The organism is Promicromonospora sp. NPDC023987, assembly GCF_040639055.1.
GTDB lineage: Bacteria > Actinomycetota > Actinomycetes > Actinomycetales > Cellulomonadaceae > Promicromonospora.
Window position 1 is genome coordinate 16,029 of record NZ_JBEZZF010000025.1, and the last position, 18,396, is coordinate 34,424.

Annotated in this window: 18 protein-coding genes; 6 read left to right on the forward strand and 12 right to left on the reverse strand. The window is 70.8% G+C overall.

The window, feature by feature from the left end:
- Positions 1-24: 24 nt before the first annotated feature.
- Positions 25-693, reverse strand: coding sequence for an MBL fold metallo-hydrolase (locus AB0F40_RS13270; protein WP_357467771.1), 669 nt, complete (start codon positions 691-693; stop codon positions 25-27).
- A gap of 204 nt (positions 694-897) precedes the next feature.
- On the opposite strand from AB0F40_RS13270, the gene AB0F40_RS13275 reads away from it, so the two are divergent.
- The 4 genes from AB0F40_RS13275 (at position 898) to AB0F40_RS13290 (ending at position 5,363) form a co-directional block, all read left to right on the forward strand.
- Entirely contained in the window at positions 898-1,674 is a 777-nt protein-coding gene (locus tag AB0F40_RS13275) for a peptidylprolyl isomerase (protein ID WP_357467774.1), read from the forward strand.
- Positions 1,671-3,572 carry a DUF349 domain-containing protein gene (locus tag AB0F40_RS13280; RefSeq protein WP_357467777.1) on the forward strand — a complete coding sequence of 634 codons (1,902 nt, stop codon included), beginning with the start codon at positions 1,671-1,673 and terminating at the stop codon, positions 3,570-3,572. Before AB0F40_RS13275 ends, AB0F40_RS13280 begins: the two co-directional genes overlap by 4 nt.
- A gap of 71 nt (positions 3,573-3,643) precedes the next feature.
- On the forward strand, positions 3,644-4,264 hold the full coding sequence (locus AB0F40_RS13285; RefSeq protein WP_357467780.1) for a hypothetical protein: 621 nt from the start codon (positions 3,644-3,646) through the stop codon (positions 4,262-4,264).
- A 10-nt stretch (positions 4,265-4,274) separates the two neighbouring features.
- Positions 4,275-5,363 carry a DNA primase small subunit domain-containing protein gene (locus AB0F40_RS13290; RefSeq protein ID WP_357467782.1) on the forward strand — a complete coding sequence of 363 codons (1,089 nt, stop codon included), beginning with the start codon at positions 4,275-4,277 and terminating at the stop codon, positions 5,361-5,363.
- Between the two features lie 121 nt (positions 5,364-5,484).
- Here the strand turns inward: AB0F40_RS13290 and AB0F40_RS13295 are convergent, their stop codons facing one another.
- Positions 5,485-5,754: a Rho termination factor N-terminal domain-containing protein gene (locus AB0F40_RS13295; protein WP_357467784.1), complete on the reverse strand. Its 270-nt coding sequence runs from the start codon at positions 5,752-5,754 to the stop codon at positions 5,485-5,487.
- 128 nt (positions 5,755-5,882) lie between these two features.
- Between AB0F40_RS13295 and AB0F40_RS13300 the strand changes: the two genes are divergently transcribed.
- Together AB0F40_RS13300 and AB0F40_RS13305 are read left to right on the forward strand one after the other, a co-directional pair.
- Positions 5,883-6,446: a dihydrofolate reductase family protein gene (locus tag AB0F40_RS13300; protein ID WP_357467785.1), complete on the forward strand. Its 564-nt coding sequence runs from the start codon at positions 5,883-5,885 to the stop codon at positions 6,444-6,446.
- Positions 6,447-6,461: 15 nt separating this feature from the next.
- A complete protein-coding gene (locus AB0F40_RS13305; RefSeq protein ID WP_357467787.1) occupies positions 6,462-7,682 on the forward strand; it encodes an ATP-dependent DNA ligase in 1,221 nt (406 codons plus the stop codon).
- A gap of 62 nt (positions 7,683-7,744) precedes the next feature.
- On the opposite strand, the gene AB0F40_RS13310 is transcribed toward AB0F40_RS13305, so the two are convergent.
- From AB0F40_RS13310 to pdxT, 10 genes are all read right to left on the reverse strand, one after another.
- Positions 7,745-10,084 carry a bifunctional (p)ppGpp synthetase/guanosine-3',5'-bis(diphosphate) 3'-pyrophosphohydrolase gene (locus AB0F40_RS13310; protein WP_357467789.1) on the reverse strand — a complete coding sequence of 780 codons (2,340 nt, stop codon included), beginning with the start codon at positions 10,082-10,084 and terminating at the stop codon, positions 7,745-7,747.
- Between the two features lie 75 nt (positions 10,085-10,159).
- Positions 10,160-10,732: an adenine phosphoribosyltransferase gene (locus AB0F40_RS13315; protein ID WP_357467887.1), complete on the reverse strand. Its 573-nt coding sequence runs from the start codon at positions 10,730-10,732 to the stop codon at positions 10,160-10,162.
- Positions 10,733-10,754: 22 nt separating this feature from the next.
- Positions 10,755-11,846 (reverse strand): protein translocase subunit SecF, encoded by a 1,092-nt coding sequence (secF, locus tag AB0F40_RS13320; protein WP_357467791.1) that lies wholly within the window; start codon positions 11,844-11,846, stop codon positions 10,755-10,757.
- Entirely contained in the window at positions 11,846-13,723 is a 1,878-nt protein-coding gene (gene secD / locus AB0F40_RS13325) for a protein translocase subunit SecD (protein WP_357467794.1), read from the reverse strand. Before secD ends, secF begins: the two co-directional genes overlap by 1 nt.
- An 81-nt stretch (positions 13,724-13,804) precedes the next feature.
- The gene (yajC, locus tag AB0F40_RS13330; RefSeq protein WP_357467889.1) at positions 13,805-14,236 is read right to left on the reverse strand and encodes a preprotein translocase subunit YajC; all 432 of its coding nucleotides are present in this window, start codon (positions 14,234-14,236) and stop codon (positions 13,805-13,807) included.
- A gap of 147 nt (positions 14,237-14,383) precedes the next feature.
- Complete coding sequence (ruvB, locus tag AB0F40_RS13335) at positions 14,384-15,424, reverse strand: Holliday junction branch migration DNA helicase RuvB (protein WP_357467892.1); 1,041 nt, start codon at positions 15,422-15,424, stop codon at positions 14,384-14,386.
- A gap of 52 nt (positions 15,425-15,476) precedes the next feature.
- On the reverse strand, positions 15,477-16,112 hold the full coding sequence (gene ruvA, locus AB0F40_RS13340) for a Holliday junction branch migration protein RuvA (protein ID WP_357467798.1): 636 nt from the start codon (positions 16,110-16,112) through the stop codon (positions 15,477-15,479).
- A 139-nt stretch (positions 16,113-16,251) separates the two neighbouring features.
- Complete coding sequence (gene ruvC / locus AB0F40_RS13345) at positions 16,252-16,818, reverse strand: crossover junction endodeoxyribonuclease RuvC (RefSeq protein ID WP_357467801.1); 567 nt, start codon at positions 16,816-16,818, stop codon at positions 16,252-16,254.
- A 65-nt stretch (positions 16,819-16,883) separates the two neighbouring features.
- A complete protein-coding gene (locus AB0F40_RS13350; protein ID WP_357467802.1) occupies positions 16,884-17,645 on the reverse strand; it encodes a YebC/PmpR family DNA-binding transcriptional regulator in 762 nt (253 codons plus the stop codon).
- Positions 17,646-17,713: 68 nt separating this feature from the next.
- A complete protein-coding gene (pdxT, locus tag AB0F40_RS13355) occupies positions 17,714-18,379 on the reverse strand; it encodes a pyridoxal 5'-phosphate synthase glutaminase subunit PdxT (protein ID WP_357467805.1) in 666 nt (221 codons plus the stop codon).
- Positions 18,380-18,396: the final 17 nt, after the last annotated feature.

Consider the following 18,396-nt stretch of genomic DNA (forward strand, 5'->3'; position numbering starts at 1 on the left):
CGCCCGGGACCCCTGACGGCCGGCTCAAGCTCCCGCGGGGCCCGCGGCGAGGAACGGGTTGGTCGCCAGCTCGCGCGCCACGGTGGTGGCAGGTCCGTGCCCCGGCACGACGGCGAGCCCCGGGTCCAGGGCACGTACGACGGAGCGCAGCGTCTCGCCCATCACCTGGCCAGAGCCGCCGTGCAGGTCGGTGCGGCCGACGGAGCCCGCGAACAGGACGTCGCCGGTGAGGATCACCTCGCCGTCGGGCCGGTAGAGCGTCGAGCCCTCGGTGTGGCCGGGCGCGTGCAGGACGTGCAGCGTGACCTGCCCGAAGGTGAGCACCGCCGACCCGCCGGGCGTGGCGAACGGTTCGACGACGGCGGGCGCACGGTAGTCGTCGCGGTGCAGGCCGAGCGCGGCCTCCAGCGCGGGGCTGAGAGTGCCGAACGGGTCGGGGAGGCGGTAGGCGTCGGCCTCGTGCAGGCGCATCGGGATCTCGTACCGCGCGCACAGCTCGCCGGCGTCCCACGTGTGGTCGGCATGGCCGTGCGTGGCCAGGACCGCACGCGGCGTGAGTCCTTCGGAGTCGACGAGCCGCCCGACGGCGTCGGCCACTCCGGCGCCCGCGTCGACCACCACGCAGTCGGTGCCGGAGGACACCACGCAGCAGTTGGTACCGAACACTGGTGCGACCACGACACGGAGCTCCACGGCGCCAACGTTAACGGCAGATTGTCACGCTGGCAGACCGCATCTTCACCCGTCAGCGAAACCGCTCGAACAGTATGACCTGGCATCCGATGCCTACACTGTCCCCGCACGGGGTGATTCGCCCCGGATCCGGCAGTGAATCGGTCCAGCGTGGCCAAGCCCCGGGTCAAGGCGAGCACGAGAGAGCACGGAGAAGGGAACGCGGTGGCGTCCACCAAGCAGCGGCAGCGCGCACAGCAGGCCAGGCAGGCGGAGAAGCAGGCACGGCGGCTGGCAGCCAAGCGCGCCCGCAAGCAGCGACTCTGGGCCCTGATCGCGCTGTTCACGGTACTCGCGCTCGTCGGCGCCTTCGTGATCGCGGCCCTGGTCGACAACGGCGGCGGCGCCTCCGACGACGCCGCCGGAGCCTGCCCAGCGGGTGTCGAGGAGGCGCGCGACGACTACGAGCTCGCCGATCCGTCGGTCGCCGAGGACCGCACCTGGACCGTCACGCTGCACGCCTGCTCCGGCGACACCGAGGCCGACATCGTCCTGGAGCTCGACGGCAAGAGCGCCCCGCAGGCCGTCGCCAGCTTCGTCACGCTGGCCCAGGGCGGTTACTTCGACGACACCGGCTGCCACCGCCTCACCACGTCCGGCATCTTCGTGCTCCAGTGCGGCGACCCGACGTTCACCGGCTCCGGGAGCCCGGGCTACTCGTTCGGCCCCGTCGAGAACGCCCCGAAGAACGACGTCTACCCCGCCGGCACGGTCGCGATGGCGCGCCGCGGCGGAGACGCAGAGTCCATGGGCTCCCAGTTCTTCCTCGTCTACGAGGAATCGACCATCCCCTCCGACGCCGCCGGCGGGTACACGGTCTTCGGCACGATCACATCCGGCCTGGACTTCGTCCAGGCAGTCGCTGACGCGGGAGTGGCGGGCGGTGCATCTGACGGTGCGCCCGTCACCCCGGTCACCATCGAAGGAGTTGAGACCCAGTGAGCGAACCCACTTCTCGCTCGTCCGAGCCCGTCCAGCAGGACGCGCCCGCCGAGCCAGTGGCCGAGACTCCGAACGCAGCCGAATCTCCCGCCGAGGCGGTGAGTGAGGCGGCCGAGGCACCTGAGGCAGTTGAGGTGACCGAGGCACCTGAGCCCGCCGACGCAGCCGAGGCGCCTGAGGCAGCCGAGGTGGAGGCACCTGAGGAGACCGTGGAGCCTGCTCCTGCGGCCCCCGTACAGGAGCAGGCCGCCGCGGAGGTCCCCGCCGCACAGGAGGCTCCGACGGAGGAGGCTCCGGAGGCCCCGGCGCAGGAGACTCCTGCCCAGGAGGCACCCGCGGAGACCCCCACGGAGGAAGCCGCAGTGGCCGAGGCTCCGGAAGAGGCTCCGGCTGCGGAGGTCGTGACCGAGGAAGCCCCAGCGGAGGAAGCCCCAGCGGCCGACGCCGCCGCGCCCGCCGAGGAGACACCCGCCCCGGCTCCCGCTCCCCGGCCCGCGGCCCCGAAGCCGTCGGAGATCCCGTCGCCGGCCGCGCTCGCGAGGCCGCGTCCGCCCAAGCCGGGCGCGCCGTCGGCTCCCGCGGCGCAGGCTGCTCCCGCCGCGCCGGCCCCGGTGGTGCCGCCAGCCGCCGACGCCGCCGCACACGCCGAGGCGGAGAAGTTCGGCCGGGTGGACGAGGACGGCAGCGTCTACGTCCGCGAGGCCGCCGGCGAACGTGTCGTCGGCCAGTTCCCTGGTGTCAGCACCGAGGAGGCGCTGGCGCTGTACGTGCGCCGGTACCTCGACCTGGCCGCGAAGGTCGGGCTGTTCGAGGCCCGCCTGGAGAGCGCCGACCTGTCGGTGCGCGAGATCGACCAGACGCTCCAGAAGCTCGGCGAGGAGACTGCCGAGCCCGCCGCCGTCGGCGACCTGGACGCCCTCCGGGCCCGGGTCGAGACGCTGCGCGGTCTCTCCGCGGAACGCCGGGCCGCGCTCGAGGAGGCGCGCTCCGCCGCGAAGGCGGAGGCCGTCGCCGCCCGGACCTCGATCGTGGAGGCCGCCGAGAAGATCGCGGCGACCGACCCGAGCAAGATGCAGTGGCGCCCCGCGGGCGAGGAGCTGCGTACCCTGCTGGACAGCTGGAAGGACGCTCAGCGCTCCGGTCCGCGCATCGACCGTCCCACGGAGGAGTCGCTCTGGAAGCGGTTCAGCCACGCCCGCACCGCGTTCGACCGCGAGCGCCGGCACTTCTTCGCCGATCTGGAGCAGCGCAACAGCGCCGCCAAGATCGAGAAGGAGAAGCTGGTCTCCGAGGCGGAGGCCTTGTCCGGCAGCACCGACTGGGGGTACACGGCGGGTGCGTACCGCGATCTCATGACGCGGTGGAAGGCGGCGGGGCGTGCGTCCCGCAAGGACGACGACGCCCTGTGGGCCCGGTTCCGGGCTGCTCAGGACCGGTTCTTCCAGGCGCGCGACGCCGAGAACGCCGTCATCGACGCTGAGTACGGTGAGAACCTGAAGGTCAAGGAGGAGCTGCTCGCCGAGGCCGAGGCGCTGGTGCCGGTCAAGGACCTGAACAAGGCCAAGGCCGCGCTGCGTGGCATCCAGGAGCGCTGGGAGGACGCCGGCAAGGTCCCCCGTGGCGACATCCAGCGGGTCGAGGGCCGGTTGCGCGCGGTCGAGTCCGCCGTCCGCGACGCCGACCAGGCGCAGTGGAAGCGCAGCAACCCGGAGACGCGTGCGCGCGCCGAGGGTGCTGCCGCGCAGCTCGAGTCCGCCATCGCGGGTCTTGAGGCGGAGCTCGCGGCTGCCCAGGACAAGGGTGACAAGCGCAAGGTGTCCGAGCTGGAGGCCGCGGTCGCGGCGCGTCGCTCGTGGCTCGAACAGGTCGTCAAGGCCGCGGAGGACTCTCGGGGCTGACGTCTCGCGCGTTGTCCACAGCGGGCCCGGTCGCACTGCGCGACCGGGCCCGCTGCGCATAGGTTCTGCGCATGCCGTCCCTGTGCACCTCCCTCGCCGCGCTCCTGGACCCCCACGAGGCGCCAGCGCCGCTCGTGGTGACACCTGCGCACGTCGGCGGTCCCGTGGCCTGGGCCGACCTGCGGCGGTCCGGCGCCCTGGCCGTACTGCACGACGGCGCGGCCGTCGCCGCGGGATCGGTCGTCGGTCCGCCGCACCGCGCGCTGGCCCTCGCGGGCGAGGTACCGCCACGGTGCGTCCTCGCCGCCTCGACGGCCGGCTGGGTGCACACCGGCCTGTACGACGGCATCGACGCCCCGGCTTGGCCCGTCGGTGCACCGGTCGAGCTGGCCTACTCCCCCGCCACGCACTACTCGGCGCCCTTCCCCGGGCAGGTCCTGCGGAGCGCACCGGGCCTTGCACGGGACACGGTGCGGCTCGCGGGCGTTGCGGTCACGGGGATGACCCGCACCGCCGTCGACGTCGCGTGCACGGCACCGCCGGACGCGGCCGTGCTCGTGCTCGTCGCCCTGGCAGAGCGTGGCATGGACCTGCGGCAGGCCGTGCGGCAGCTCGACCGGCGGGCTCGCGTCGTCGGCCGACCTGCGGCGCACCGGGCGCTCGCGGCGGCGCGGAGGCTGTCGGCGGGCTAGGTTCGGGGGCATGGCCGGATCCAAGACACCAGCAGTGGAGCTCGACGTCGCAGGCCGCACGGTGCGCGTCACGAGCCCTGACCGCGTCGTCTTCCCCCGTGGAATCACCAAGCTTCAGGTCGTCGAGTACTTCGTCGCCGTGTCGGACGGCATCACCGGTGCCCTCCTGCACCGCCCCACGACGCTGGAGCGCTGGCCCAAGGGGTGGCACGAGGGCGCGCACCTCGCCACGCGCACGCCGAAGCCGGACGACCCGAAGGGTGACGGCTTCTATCAGAAGCGCCTCCCGAAGGGTGCGCCCGACTACGTCGAGACGGCGACCATCGCGTTCCCGTCGGGCCGGACGGCGGACGAGGTCTGCCCCACCGAGCCGGCGGTGGTCGCCTGGGCCGCCAACATGGGTACGCTCACGTTCCACCCGTGGCCGGTGCGGCGCGACGACGTCGAGGCGGTCGACCAGCTCCGGATCGACCTGGACCCGCAGCCGGGCACCGGCTTCTCCGATGCGGCCGCCGTCGCCCCGCACCTGCGGGAGCTGTTGGGCGAGCTGGACCTCACGGGCTATCCCAAGACGTCGGGCGGGCGGGGCCTGCATGTTTTCGTGCCGCTGGAGCCGCGGTGGACGTTCACCGCGGGACGGCGGGCGACGATCGCGATCGGACGGGAGCTGGAGCGCCGGCTGCCCGGCAAGGTCACCACCCGGTGGTGGAAGGAGGAGCGGGGTGAGGCGATCTTCGTGGACTACAACCAGATGGCTCGCGACCGCACCATCGCCTCGGCCTACTCGATCCGCGCCAACGAGAACGCCACCGTCTCCATGCCGCTGGACTGGGACGAGGTCGCCGAGGTGCACCCGGACGACTTCGACGTCCTGACGGCGCCGCCCAGGTTCGCCGAGCGTGGTGACCTGTTCGCCGCGCTGCGCGCCGACCGCGACCCGGGCCTGGACTGCTCGCTCGACGCCGCCCTGGAGCTCGCGGCACGCGACGAGACGGACGGGCTCGGGGACCTGCCCTACCCGCCGGAGTACCCGAAGATGCCGGGCGAGCCCAAGCGCGTCCAGCCGAGCCGCGACAAGGACAGGGACAGGGAGAGCTGAGCGGCACGCCATCTTCCACGTGCCATGCCATCTTCCGCGGAATCGCCGGTCCTGACGCGGAAGATGGCATGGCACGCAGATGATCGCGTGCCGACCGGCGGGCCGGCCAGGCCAGGCCAGGTCAGTGGGAGCGCAGGGCCTCGATCAGGTCGCCCTTGCGCATCCTGGACCGGCCCTCGATACCGATCTCGGCCGCCCGCTTGCGCAGGTCGTCGACCGTCCAGTCGTCGTAGTCGCCCGACTTCCCGCCCTTGCGGCCGACGCTCTTGCGGGACGAGTTCGCCGCCGCGTTCGCGATGCGCGCCGACTTCTCCTTGGAGTTGCCCTCGTCGCGCAGCTCCTCGTACAGCTCCTTGTCCTTGACGCTCGGACCTGGGTCACGCTTCGGCATGGCTGCTCCTTCCGCTCGGGCTGACCGTCCACCCTCCACGATGGCTCAGCGCTGAGCGGCTCGCACGCGCGCTGACCGGGGAGGCACCGGACCGATGAGTTCTGCCGCGCCGCGCCGTCGGACCAGGCATGGGATCCCTGCGCTACTTCGCGAACATGTCCGCCGACGGGTACACCGTCGACACCGAGGGGAAGTTCGACTGGACGGACCCCACCGACGAGGTGCACGCCTTCATCAACGAGATCGAGTCCGACGTCGCGGTCTACGTCCACGGCCGGCGCATGTACGAGACGATGGTCTTCTGGGACACCTACGAACCCGGTGACGACCCGAACCCTGTGTACGCCCGCTATGCGGAGATCTGGCAAGGGATGGAGAAGGTCGTCGCGTCATCCTCCCTGCCCGAGGAGGCCATCACGTCGGCCCGGACCAGGATCGTGCGGGACCTGCAGCTCGGCGAGCTGCGCCGGATCACCGACTGCGCACGCGGCGCCGTCTCCATCGGTGGGCCTACGGTCGCCGCCGACGCCCTCCGGGACGGGCTCGTCGACGACTTCCGCTTCTTCGTCTACCCAGAGGTCGTGGGCGGCGGCCTGCCCGCGCTGCCCCGGGACGCGCGGCTCAGCCTGCGGCTCGTCGACAGCCGGGAGTTCGCCGGCGGGTGCGTCTACCTGCACTACGTGCCGCGCTGAGGCAGGCTCGTTCCCGTGACCACACTCAACCTGCCCGTGCAGCCCCCGGTCCGGCCGATGCTCGCCAAGAGTGTCGCGGCGGTCCCCGCCCAGTCGGCCACCGCCGCCGGCCCCGCCTATGTCTACGAGCCCAAGTGGGACGGCTTCCGCGCCATCGTGTACCGCGACGGCTCCGAGGTCCGGATCGACTCGCGCAACGCGAAGCCGATGGAGCGCTACTTCCCGGACGTCGTCGCCGCGGCGCTCGAGGCACTCCCGGAACGGTGCGTGGTCGACGGCGAGATCGTCATCGCCCGGCCTGCGGGGGTCTCGACAGGCTCGACCAGCGACAGCGGGTCCGGCGGCAGCGGGTCGAGCGACAGCGGGTCCGGCGGCAGCGCTCGACTCGACTTCGAGCTCCTGTCCCAGCGTATCCACCCCGCGGCGTCGCGCGTGAACATGCTCGCCGAGACCACACCCGCCGCGCTGGTGGTGTTCGACGTCCTCGCGCTGGGCGACGAGTCCCTCATGGACCGGCCCCTCATCGAACGGCTCGAGGCCTTGGACGGGCTGGGGCTGACCGGACCCCACGTGTTCGCCACACCGCGCACCGACGACGCGGCCGTGGCCGAGGAGTGGTTCGGCTCCTTCGAGGGCGCGGGCCTGGACGGCGTGGTCGCCAAGCCTGCCGACGGCCCCTACGCGCCCAACAAGCGCGCCATGCTGAAGATCAAGCACACCCGCACGGCCGACGTCGTGCTGGCTGGCTACCGGTTGCACAAGACCTCGACGGCCGAGCAGCCGCTGGTGGGCTCGCTGCTGCTGGGCCTGTGGGACGAGTCCGACGACGGGCCGCGGCTGCAGTTCGTCGGTGTCGCGGCGTCGTTCTCGGCGACGCGGCGCGCCGAGCTGATCACCGAGCTGGCGCCGCTCGTCGTGGAACCAGGCACCCCCGCGGCGGACGAGCACCCCTGGCAAGGCTGGACCGACCCGACGAAGGCAGAGGGCGGGGACCGGCTGCCCGGCGCGCAGTCGCGCTGGAGCTCCGGCAAGGACCTGTCGTTCACTCCCCTGCGGCCGGAGCGCGTGCTCGAGGTCGGCTACGACCACATGGAGGGCACCCGGTTCCGGCACACCGCCCAGCTCAAGCGCTGGCGCCCGGACCGGGAGCCGGCGTCGTGCACCTACGAGCAGCTGGAGGAGCCGATCAGCTTCGACCTGGCCAACCTGCTCCCGGGTGCCCCGGGCACCCGTTGAGTGCGGGCTATCTGCGCTCCCGGTACACGAACAGCCGCAAATATCCAGCACTCAACGGTGGGTCAGACCGGGAGGTGGGTGCGCTCTACCGGCTTCGTTCCCGTGATCCGGTGCACGTCGAACACGCCCTCGACCTTCCGGACTGCCGTGAGCACCGTCGCCAGGTGCGCGGGCTCGGCCATCTCGAAGATGAACCGGGAGACCGCCAGCCGGTCGTCCGACGTCGAGACGAAGGCCGACAGGATGTTGACGTGGTTCTCGGACAGCACCCGCGTCACGTCCGACAGGAGCCGTGACCGGTCCAGCGCCTCGACCTGGATCTGGACCAGGAACATCGTGTTGGCGCCCTGGGTCCACTCGACCTCGACGAGCCGCTCCGGCTGCTTGCGCAGCCCGTCGAGGTTCACGCAGTCCGTGCGGTGCACGCTGACGCCCTGACCACGCGTGACGAAGCCGACGATGTCGTCGCCCGGCACCGGCGTGCAGCACTTGGCGAGCTTGACCCACACGTCGGCGGAGTCGGAGCCCTTGAGCATGACGCCCGGGTCGCCCGACCGCACCCGCCGGGCGGTGAGGCCGCCGGGCCGGGTCGCCTCGGCGACATCCTCCTCCGCGCCGTTCGCACCGCCGAGTGCCTTGACGAGCTTGTCCACCACATGGGCGGAGGAGATCTGCCCCTCGCCGACGGCCGCGTACAGCGCGGACACGTCCTGGTAGTTCATCTCGTCCGCGACGCCGACCAGGGTCTCGTGCGACATGAGCCGCTGGATCGGCAGGCCCTGCTTACGCATGGACTTGGCTATCGAGTCCTTGCCGGTCTCGACGGCCTCCTCGCGGCGCTCCTTGGTGAACCACTGGCGGATCTTGTTCCGCGCCCGCGGCGACTTCACGAACCCGAGCCAGTCGCGGCTCGGCCCCGCCGTCTCCGACTTCGAGGTGAGGATGTCGATGACGTCGCCGTTCTCCAGCGGCGAGTCCAGCGGCACCAGGCGGCCGTTCACGCGGGCGCCCATGGTGCGGTGGCCCACCTCCGTGTGCACGGCGTACGCGAAGTCGACCGGCGTCGCGCCGCCGGGCAGCGCCATCGCCATGCCCTTCGGCGTGAACACGTAGACCTCGTCGCCGCCGATCTCGAACCGCAGCGAGTCGAGGAACTCCGCCGGGTCTGCGGTCTCGCGCTGCCAGTCCACGAGCTGGCGCAGCCAGGCCATGTCCTGGTTCTTCGGGTCGTTGGCGCCAGCGCCCGCCGGCGTCTTCTCCTTGTACTTCCAGTGCGCCGCGACGCCGTACTCGGCCCGGCGGTGCATGTCGTGCGTACGGATCTGGATCTCGACAGGCTTGCCGCCCGGACCGATCACCGTCGTGTGCAGCGACTGGTACATGTTGAACTTCGGCATCGCGATGTAGTCCTTGAACCGGCCAGGAACCGGGTTCCACCGCGCGTGCATGGCGCCGAGCGCCGCATAGCAGTCGCGCACCGTGTCCACGAGGACCCGCGTGCCGACCAGGTCGTAGATCTCCGCGAAGTCGTGACCGCGGACGATCATCTTCTGGTAGATCGAGTAGTAGTGCTTCGGCCGGCCCGTGACCGTGGCCTTGATCTTGGCGCTGCGCAGGTCCGACTCGATCTGGCCCTTCACCACGCCGAGGTACTCCTCGCGGGCGGGCGCCCGCTCGGCCACGAGGTGCACGATCTCGTCGTACACCTTGGGGTACAGGGCCTGGAAGGACAGGTCCTCCAGCTCCCACTTGATCGTGTTCATGCCCAGCCGGTGGGCCAGTGGCGCGTAGATCTCGACGGTCTCGCGCGCTTTGCGCTCTGCCGACTTGGACGGCACGTACTTCCAGGTGCGGGCGTTGTGCAGGCGGTCGGCGAGCTTGATGACCAGCACGCGGATGTCCTTGGCCATCGCCACGACCATCTTGCGCACGGTCTCTGCCTGCGCCGCGTCGCCGTACTTCACCTTGTCCAGCTTGGTGACGCCGTCGACCAGGAGCGCGACGTCGTCGCCGAACTCGCCGCGCAGCGCGTCCAGCGAGTAGTCGGTGTCCTCCACCGTGTCGTGCAGCAGCGCGGCGGCGATCGTCGTGCCCTCGAAGCCGAGCTCCGCCAGGATCGTGGAGACGGCGACCGGGTGCGTGATGTACGGGTCGCCGCTCTTGCGCATCTGACCGCGGTGCGCCTTCTCCGCGACCACGTACGCGCGCTCGATCAGCGCGACGTCGGACTTGGGGTGGTTGCTGCGGATCGCCTGCAGCAGCGGCTCGATCGCGGCGGACGGCCCGCCGCCCATGCTGCGCACGCCCAGGCGCACCAGCCGGTTGCGCATCCGGTTGCCACCGGGCGGCGTCGGCGGATTCTTCTCGGGCACAGGAGCGCGTGACACCGTGTTCTCAGCCATGTACGCGCCTCCTTCCCCGGGTCGAACCCGGAGTCGCCAGTCTAGCCCTGGACCTCTATTCCCCGTCCGGCCGGCTCAGTCGCCGGACGGCGTGCCTACCCGCAGGAGAGTATCGACGTTGTGGCCCTGAAGCCTGTCCCGCCCGTGGAGTGCCTCCAGCTCGAGCAGAAAAGCCAGCCCGGCCACCACTCCCCCGCACTGCTCCACCAGCTGCGCGGCGGCCGCCGCGGTACCACCCGTGGCGAGGACGTCGTCAATGATCAGAACACGCGCACCGGGGGTGAGTGTTCCCGAGCGCAGCTCGATGGCCGCGGAGCCGTACTCCAGGTCGTAGGACACGCTCTCCGTGGGCGGCGGAAGCTTGCCGACCTTGCGCAGGGGCAGGAACCCCAGCCCGAGCGCGTGCGCCACCGGCACGCCGAACAGGAAGCCGCGCGCCTCCATGCCCGCCACGACGTCGACGCCGTCCGCGAGGGCAAGGCGCGTGAACGCCTCGATCACGTCGGCCAGTCCCTGGGCATCGGCAAGGAGCGGGGTGATGTCCTTGAACAGGATGCCGGGGGACGGAAAGTCGGGGACGTCCGCGATCAGGTCGCGAACGCGCGTCGCCCTCTCCGGCAGCAGGCCGGAGAGGGCGACGTCGGTCATGTCGTCTGCCACGAAGCGGAGCCTACCGGCGCCGCTTGGGCTGAGCTTCATGTCCCTGGTGATGTCCCGGGACGAGCTGCGCCGAACCGGCCGTCGCGGCGGCCAGCATGCTCTCGTCCGCGCCCTCGGCGACCAGTCCCGCACGCAGGTCCATGACCTTCTTGGTGTGCGCGGCGATCTTGGGCTCGCCCTGGCGCAGGGCCACGTCCAGCGGCGTCGCCAGGAAGATGGACGATGTCGCACCGACCGCGATGCCGACGAACAGGGACAGCGAGATGTCCTTCAGCGTGCCGGCGCCCAGGAGGAAGCCACCCACGAAGAGGATGCCCGCAACCGGCAGCAGTGCCACCACCGACGTGTTGATGGACCGGACCAGGGTCTGGTTCACCGCGAGGTTCGCCCGCTCGGCGTAGGTGCTGCGGGACTGCTCGGTCAGCGCGACCGTGTTCTCACGCACCTTGTCGAAGACGACCATCTTGTCGTAGAGCGAGAAGCCGAGGATGGTCAGGAAGCCGATGATCGTCGACGGCGTGACCTCCCAGTCGATCAGGGCGTAGACACCGGCCGAGACCAGCACGTCCGCGAGCATCGCCACGATGGCGGCGACCGACATGCGCCACGCCCGGAAGTAGGCAGCCATGAAGAGCGACGCCGCGAGGACGAACGTCACGGTGCCCCAGAGGGCCCGCATGCTCACCGACTCGCCCCACGTGGGACCGATGAAGTTCGACGTGACCTCGGTCGTCTCCACGCCATAGGCCTGCGCCAGTGCTTCCTGGAGCTGGTCCGTGCCCGCGGTGTCGAGCTGTGAGACCTGGACCCGGACCGCGTCCGGGCCCACCTGGCTGACGTGCGGTTCCTCGCCCGGGGCGACCTCCGCGACGGTGTCGAGTGCGATGTCCTCGTCCGTGCTGGACACGCCCGAGACCGTGAACTCGGAGCCACCGCGGAAGTCGATTCCGAGGTTCAGCCCCTGGAGCAGGAGCACGAGGATCGACGCGGCCGAGAAGAGGCCGACGATCGCGAACCAGACGCCCCGCTTCTGGATGATCGGGTAGGACCGACGCCCCGTGTAGAGGTCGTTGCCCCACTGGGCGAAGCCGCCGCGAGCCATCAGTGCTTCTCCTCGTTCTGAGCCGCGTCGGCGGCAGCCTTGCGCTCGGCGGCACGCCGCTCCGCGATAGTCATCCTGCGACCGTCCTCGGCGACACGCGGCGCCGGGGCGACGGACTGCGCCGAGACCAGCTCACGCTCCCGCTCCGGGGCCCCCGCCTCAGGGGGCCCCGCGGCGACGGGCTTCGAGCCGGAGAACCGCCCGGCACCCCGGTACCGCGGTTCGACGTCGAGCCGGTCCGGCGAGAGGCCGGATGCCTTGTGTCCGTCGCGGAAGAACGGGACCTTGGCCAGGAGCTCCATGACCGGGTGGGTGAACCAGATGACCACCATGACGTCGATGATCGTGGTCAGGCCCAGCGTGAACGCGAAGCCGCGCACCCCGCCGACCGTCATGAAGTACAGGATCACCGCCGACAGCAGGTTCACTGCCTTGGCCGCGTAGATGGTGCGCCGGGCGCGCAGCCAGCCGCGCTGGACGGCGAGGCGGAGCGACCGTCCGTCACGCAGCTCGTCGCGGATACGTTCGAAGTACACGATGAACGAGTCCGCGGTGAAGCCGATGGCCACGATCAGACCCGCGATACCCGGCAGGGACAGGCGATAGCCGATGCCCCAGCTCAACAGCGCGATCACCACGTAGGTCATGGCACCGGCGACGACGAGCGACATGACCGTCAGCATGCCGAGCGAGCGGTACTGGAACAGCGAGTAGACGACGACCAGCGCCAGGCCGATGAGGCCGGCGAACAGACCACGCTGCAGCTGCTCGGCACCCAGGGTGGCCGAGATCTGGTTCTGGCCGTTCACGTCGAACGTCAGCGGCAGCGAACCGAAGCTCAGCTGGTTGGCCAGCGTCGCCGCCGAGTCACGGGTGAAGGAGCCGGAGATCACCGCCTGGCCGTTCGTGATCGGCACGTTGCTGCTCGGTGCGGAGACGATCAGGCCGTCCAGCACGATGGCGAACTGGTTGCGCGGGGGCTCCAGCGGCGTCAGACGCTCCGTGGTCTCCCGGAACTTCGTGGTGCCCTCGGAGTCGAAGTCGAGGGTGACTCCCCACTCGTTCGAGACCGTGCCGTTCGCGCCGGGCACGAGGCCGGAGGTGGCAGTGGTCAGGTCGGTACCGTCCACCTCGACGGGACCGAGGATGTACTTGGCCGCACCGGTCTGGTCACACGTGACGAGCACGCGGTCCGGGTGGTCGCCGCCACCGCCCTGCAGGTTCTTCGGGTCGGTGCAGTCGAGCTGGTCGAAGAGCTGCTGGACCGCCGGCGTGATCTGGGCGAGGTCGCTCGGGTCCGTCGGGTCGACGTCCTTCGCTTCCTCGGCCGCCTTCTTCTCGAGCTCTTCCCTGCTCTGCAGGCCCTCGTCCTTGCCATCGGCGCTCTCGTCGCCCTTGGCCTCAGCGTCGTCGCCGGAGGCCTCGGGAGAAGCAGACGGCTGAACCGTCGGCTGCGGAGCGCCGTACGTCAGGACCGGGCGGAACTTCATCTGCGCGGCCTTCGAGATCAGCGCGATGGTCTCGTCGTCGACGACCCCCGGGATCTCGACCACGATCTGGTTGCTGCCCTGGCTCGCGATCTCAGCCTCGGTGACGCCGTTGGCGTCCACCCGCTGCCGGATGACACCGATGGCCTCCTGCATCGCCTCCGGGGTCACCTCGGACCCGTCGGACGTGACGGCCTGGAGGATGATCTGGGTGCCACCCTGCAGGTCGAGGGCGAGGCCAGGGGCCAGGCTCGCGCCGTCCGGATTATCGCTCGACTTTCCGTCGAGCTGCCAACCAGCCAAGAGGGCGCCGAAGGGCAGCAGGATCGTCAAGATCGTCAGGAGCACGATCGTGCGAACCGGCCGCGAGCGCCGGGTGTCAGTCGCCAACGTCTGTCTCTTCTCGTGTGCGCGCCGGGGTACGTCCGACGCGGGTTCGGCGCCGTCCGGGTTCACCGGACGGCGCGGCCGTCACTTGCCGTCCGCGTCGGCGTCCCGTCGCTGCTGCTCCTGGTACTCGCGCTTGGCGGTGTCCAGGTCTGACAGGTCGTCGGGAACGTCGGTCGCGTCGGGCCTGATCGTACTTGCCGTTTCGCCATCCTCTGTGACGTCGGACTCATCGGCCGCGTCGTCGGAGTCCTCGTCGTCGGCGACGGGCTCCTCGACCTTCTTGGAGATGGCGGCACGGAGCCAGGTGGTGGGGCTGCCCGGGAAGGACTCGATGGTCACCTGATCGGTCGACTCGTCGACGTCGATCACGGTGCCGATCATGCCGGAGGCGGTCATGACCTTGGTCCCCGGGGTGATGTTGTTGCGGAACTCCGCTGCCTCGCGCTGCTGCTTGCGGGTGCGGGATGACATGAAGAACATCACCACGAGGAGGATCGCGACGAGAATGAGCATTTCCACGGTAAGGGTCCCTGTTCGATTGCGGTGTCGGATGTGCTGTGCGCTCGCATGCGTCGCGCAAGTGCGACGAGGATCCAACCCAGTGTAGTGCTCGGGGTCGAATCCTCGGGCGTCCCTGCGAGGGGCACCACATGAACAACGTCAGGGGTCGAGCAAAGTTCCCGTGCCAGGGGTCTCGGGGCCGCGTCCGGACGGCTGGACGGGCGGGGTGAGCCCGAGGTGCTCCCAGGCCGCGGCCGTCGCCACGCGGCCGCGCGGGGTGCGGCCGACCAGACCCTCGCGGACGAGGTAGGGCTCCGCGACCGTCTCCACGGTCTCCGCCTCCTCGCCCACGGTCATGGCCAGGGTGCTGAGCCCCACGGGACCGCCGCCGAACCTCGTGCACAGCGCGGTGAGCACTGCGCGGTCGAGTCGGTCGAGGCCGATGGGATCGACCTCGTAGACCTCGAGCGCGGACTTCGCGGCGTGCAGGTCGAGCCGCCCGTCGCCGCGGACCTGTGCCCAGTCGCGCACGCGGCGCAGCAGCCGGTTCGCGATGCGTGGGGTACCACGCGAGCGGCCGGCGATCTCGTGCGCCGCGGTGTGCTCGAGGTGCACCCCGAGCAGCCCGGAGGAGCGCAGGATGACGCGCTCCAGCTCCTCGGGCGAGTAGTAGTCCATGTGCCCCGTGAACCCGAAGCGGTCGCGCAGCGGGGCGGGCAGGAGGCCGGAGCGCGTGGTGGCGCCGACGACGGTGAACCGCGGCAGCGCGAGGGGGATCGCCGACGCGCCGGCGCCCTTGCCGACGATGACGTCGACCCGGAAGTCCTCCATCGCGACGTACAGCAGCTCCTCTGCGGGGCGGGCCAGGCGGTGGATCTCGTCGATGAACAGCACGTCCCCCTCCTCGAGGGAGGACAGGACGGCGGCGAGGTCGCCGGCGTGCTGGATGGCGGGACCGCTGGTGAGCCGCATGTGCGCGTCCAGCTCGCCGGAGATGATCATGGCGAGGGTGGTCTTGCCGAGCCCGGGCGGGCCGGACAGGAGCACGTGGTCCGGCGGGTTGCCGCGTGCGATCGCCGCCTGGAGCACGAGGGAGAGCTGGTCGCGCACGACCCGTTGGCCGACGAAGTCGTCGAGCCGCTTGGGACGGAGCGCGGCCTCGGCGGCGCGCTCGATCTCGTCGGCGCTCGGTGCGACGATCCGATCCCGCTCGCCGGTCGCCCCGGTCCCGGTGGTCGAGCCTGTCGAGACCTCACCCACGGTGGCCTCCCAGCAGACGCAGCGCGGAGCGGAGCGTGCCGGCTACCTCGTCGGCGGCCACGGCGTCGGTCCCTGCCTCGGCCAGGACCTTCGCGACGGCGTCGTCGGCCTGCTTGGCCGGCCAGCCCAGGCCGGCGAGGGCCTCCACGACGCGCTCGGAGTGGTCGGCCGCGTTCACGGTGGTCTCCACCGGCGAACCGGTGGCCGAGCCGGTCGGGGCCCCGGACGGCGGCCCGAGCCGGTCGGCGAGCTCCAGGACTATGCGCTGGGCGCCCTTCTTGCCGATGCCGGGTACGCGGGTCAGCGCGGCGAGGTCCTCGCCGGCGACCGCACGGCGCAGCGCGTCCGGCGTGTGCACGGCGAGCATCGCCAGCGCCAGACGCGGACCGACACCGGACACGGTCTGCACCACCTCGAACACGTCACGCTCGTCGGGGTCGCCGAACCCGTACAGCGTCATCGAGTCCTCGCGGACCACCATGCTGGTCGCCACCCCGGCCGTCTCACCGACACGCAGCCCGGCCAGCGTGGTGGGCGTGGCGTGCACCAGGTAGCCGACGCCGCCGACGTCGACCACCGCTCGGTCGAGGCTCACGTGGGCAACGGTTCCCGTCAGCGAGGCGATCACGGGCTCCCCCTTCTGTGCGTCCGGACACGGTCGATGCCCTCTGGCGGCTGAACCTGCCGAGACCTGATCGAACGTTCGTGCGAGGAGCGTAACAAGGCGCGCCACTCCCCGGAGGGGGCCACGCCGCGCAACCAGCAGGTCAGCGGCGGGGGCGCTGCTTGGCGGCCTGCTCCGCCGCCGCCCAGGCGCGCTGCGCCGGGGTGAGCTCGTGCCGGTCTCCGCCCTGCAGTGCACCGGCCGGCCGCCACAGGTGACAGACAGCCAGGGCCAGCGCGTCGGCGGCGTCGGCGGGGCGCGGCACCTCGTCGAGATCGAGGATCCGGGTGATCATGGTCGCCACCTGCGCCTTCTCCGCCCTGCCGGACCCCGTCACCGCCGCCTTCACCTCCGAGGGCGTGTGCAGCGCGACGGGCACGCCCCGGCGGGCCGCTGCCACCATCGCCAGGCCTGCCGCCTGGGCCGTCCCCATCACCGTGCCGACGTTGTGCTGGGCGAAGACCCGTTCCACGGCGACGACGTCGGGCACGTGCTCGTCGAGCCACTGGTCGAGGCCGTCCGCGATCTTCAGCAGGCGCAGGTCGGTGGACAGGTCCGCGTCCGAGCGGATCACCCCGACCGCGACCATGCGGGCCCGTCGCCCGGGCAAGGAGTCGACCACGCCGATACCGCACCTGGTCAGACCTGGATCAACTCCGAGAACGCGCATGGCGTCAGATTCTCACGACGCCGGGGACGGTCTCGACAGGCTCGACCAGCGAGATCAGCCGGACGTCACTCGTCGTCGTCGAGCGCAGCCATGACCTCGTCGCTCGCGTCGAAGTTCGCGTAGACGTTCTGCACGTCGTCGCTGTCCTCGAGCGAGTCGATGAGCCGCATGATCTTGCGGGCGCCGTCGACGTCCACCTCGACCTGCATCGACGGGTGGAAGATCACGTCGGCGGAGTCGTACTCGATGCCGGCGTCCTGGATCGCGGTCCGCACCGGGACCAGATCGGTGGCCTCGGTCAGGACCTCGATGACCTCGCCCTGGTCGGTGACGTCTTCGGCGCCCGCATCGAGCGCGGCGAGCATGACCTCGTCCTCGCCCACCCCGTCGGCCTTCGGCACCACGATGAGACCCTTGCGGGAGAACAGGTACGACACCGAGCCCGGGTCTGCCAGGTTGCCGCCGTTGCGGCTGAACGCAAGGCGAACCTCGGACGCCGCGCGGTTCTTGTTGTCCGTGAGGCACTCGACCAGGACGGCGACTCCGTTGGTGCCGTAGCCCTCGTACATGATCGTCTGGTAGTCGACGGCGTCGGCGCCCTCGCCCGAACCGCGCTTCAGGGCACGCTCGATGTTGTCGTTCGGCACAGACGACTTCTTCGCCTTCTGCACCGCGTCGAACAGCGTCGGGTTACCGGCGAGGTCGCCGCCACCCGTGCGCGCCGCGACCTCGATGTTCTTGATCAGCTTCGCGAAGAGCTTGCCGCGCTTGGCGTCGATCGCGGCCTTCTTGTGCTTGGTCGTGGCCCACTTGGAGTGACCTGACATACCTCTACCTGACTCCTTGCATTTCCGATGGCACTTTCAATGGCGTCGAACGGTAGCGGGGAATCCGCTCAGCCGCCCGCAACGATGCTGACGAACAGCCCGTGCACACGCGTATCCCCCGTGATCTCGGGGTGAAATGCGGTGGCGAGCAGCGGACCCTGCCGTGCTGCGACGATCCTACCGGCGGCGGCCACAGGGCGTCCCTGCGTATCCACAGCCGGGATGCGCGCCAGCACCTCGACGTCGCGTCCGGCTTCCTCGATCCAAGGGGCACGGATGAAGGCCGTGCGCACCGGGCCGCCGCGCCGTCCTGAGCCGCTCGGAGCGTCGTCGGCGTCGGAGATACCCGCGAACTCGAGATCGGTCTCGAACGAGTCGACCTGCCGCCCGAACGCGTTGCGCCGCACGACCACGTCCATCCCACCGAGGGTCTGCTGGTCGTCAGTGCCGTCCAGGATCCGGTCCGCGAGCAGGATCATTCCCGCGCACGAGCCGTAGACCGGCATGCCCTCCTTGATCCGGGCCTGCAAGAGCTCGTCCAGCTCGAAGATGCGCAGCAGCTTGTCGATGGTCGTCGACTCGCCGCCAGGGATCACCAGCCCGTCGACAGCGGCCAGCTCGGCCGGACGCCGTACGGTAACGGCACGCGCGCCCACGGACTCCAAGGCGGTCAGGTGCTCGCGGACGTCACCCTGCAGGGCGAGGACTCCAACGGTCGGGGTTGTCACAACCATCGATTCTACGTCCGGCC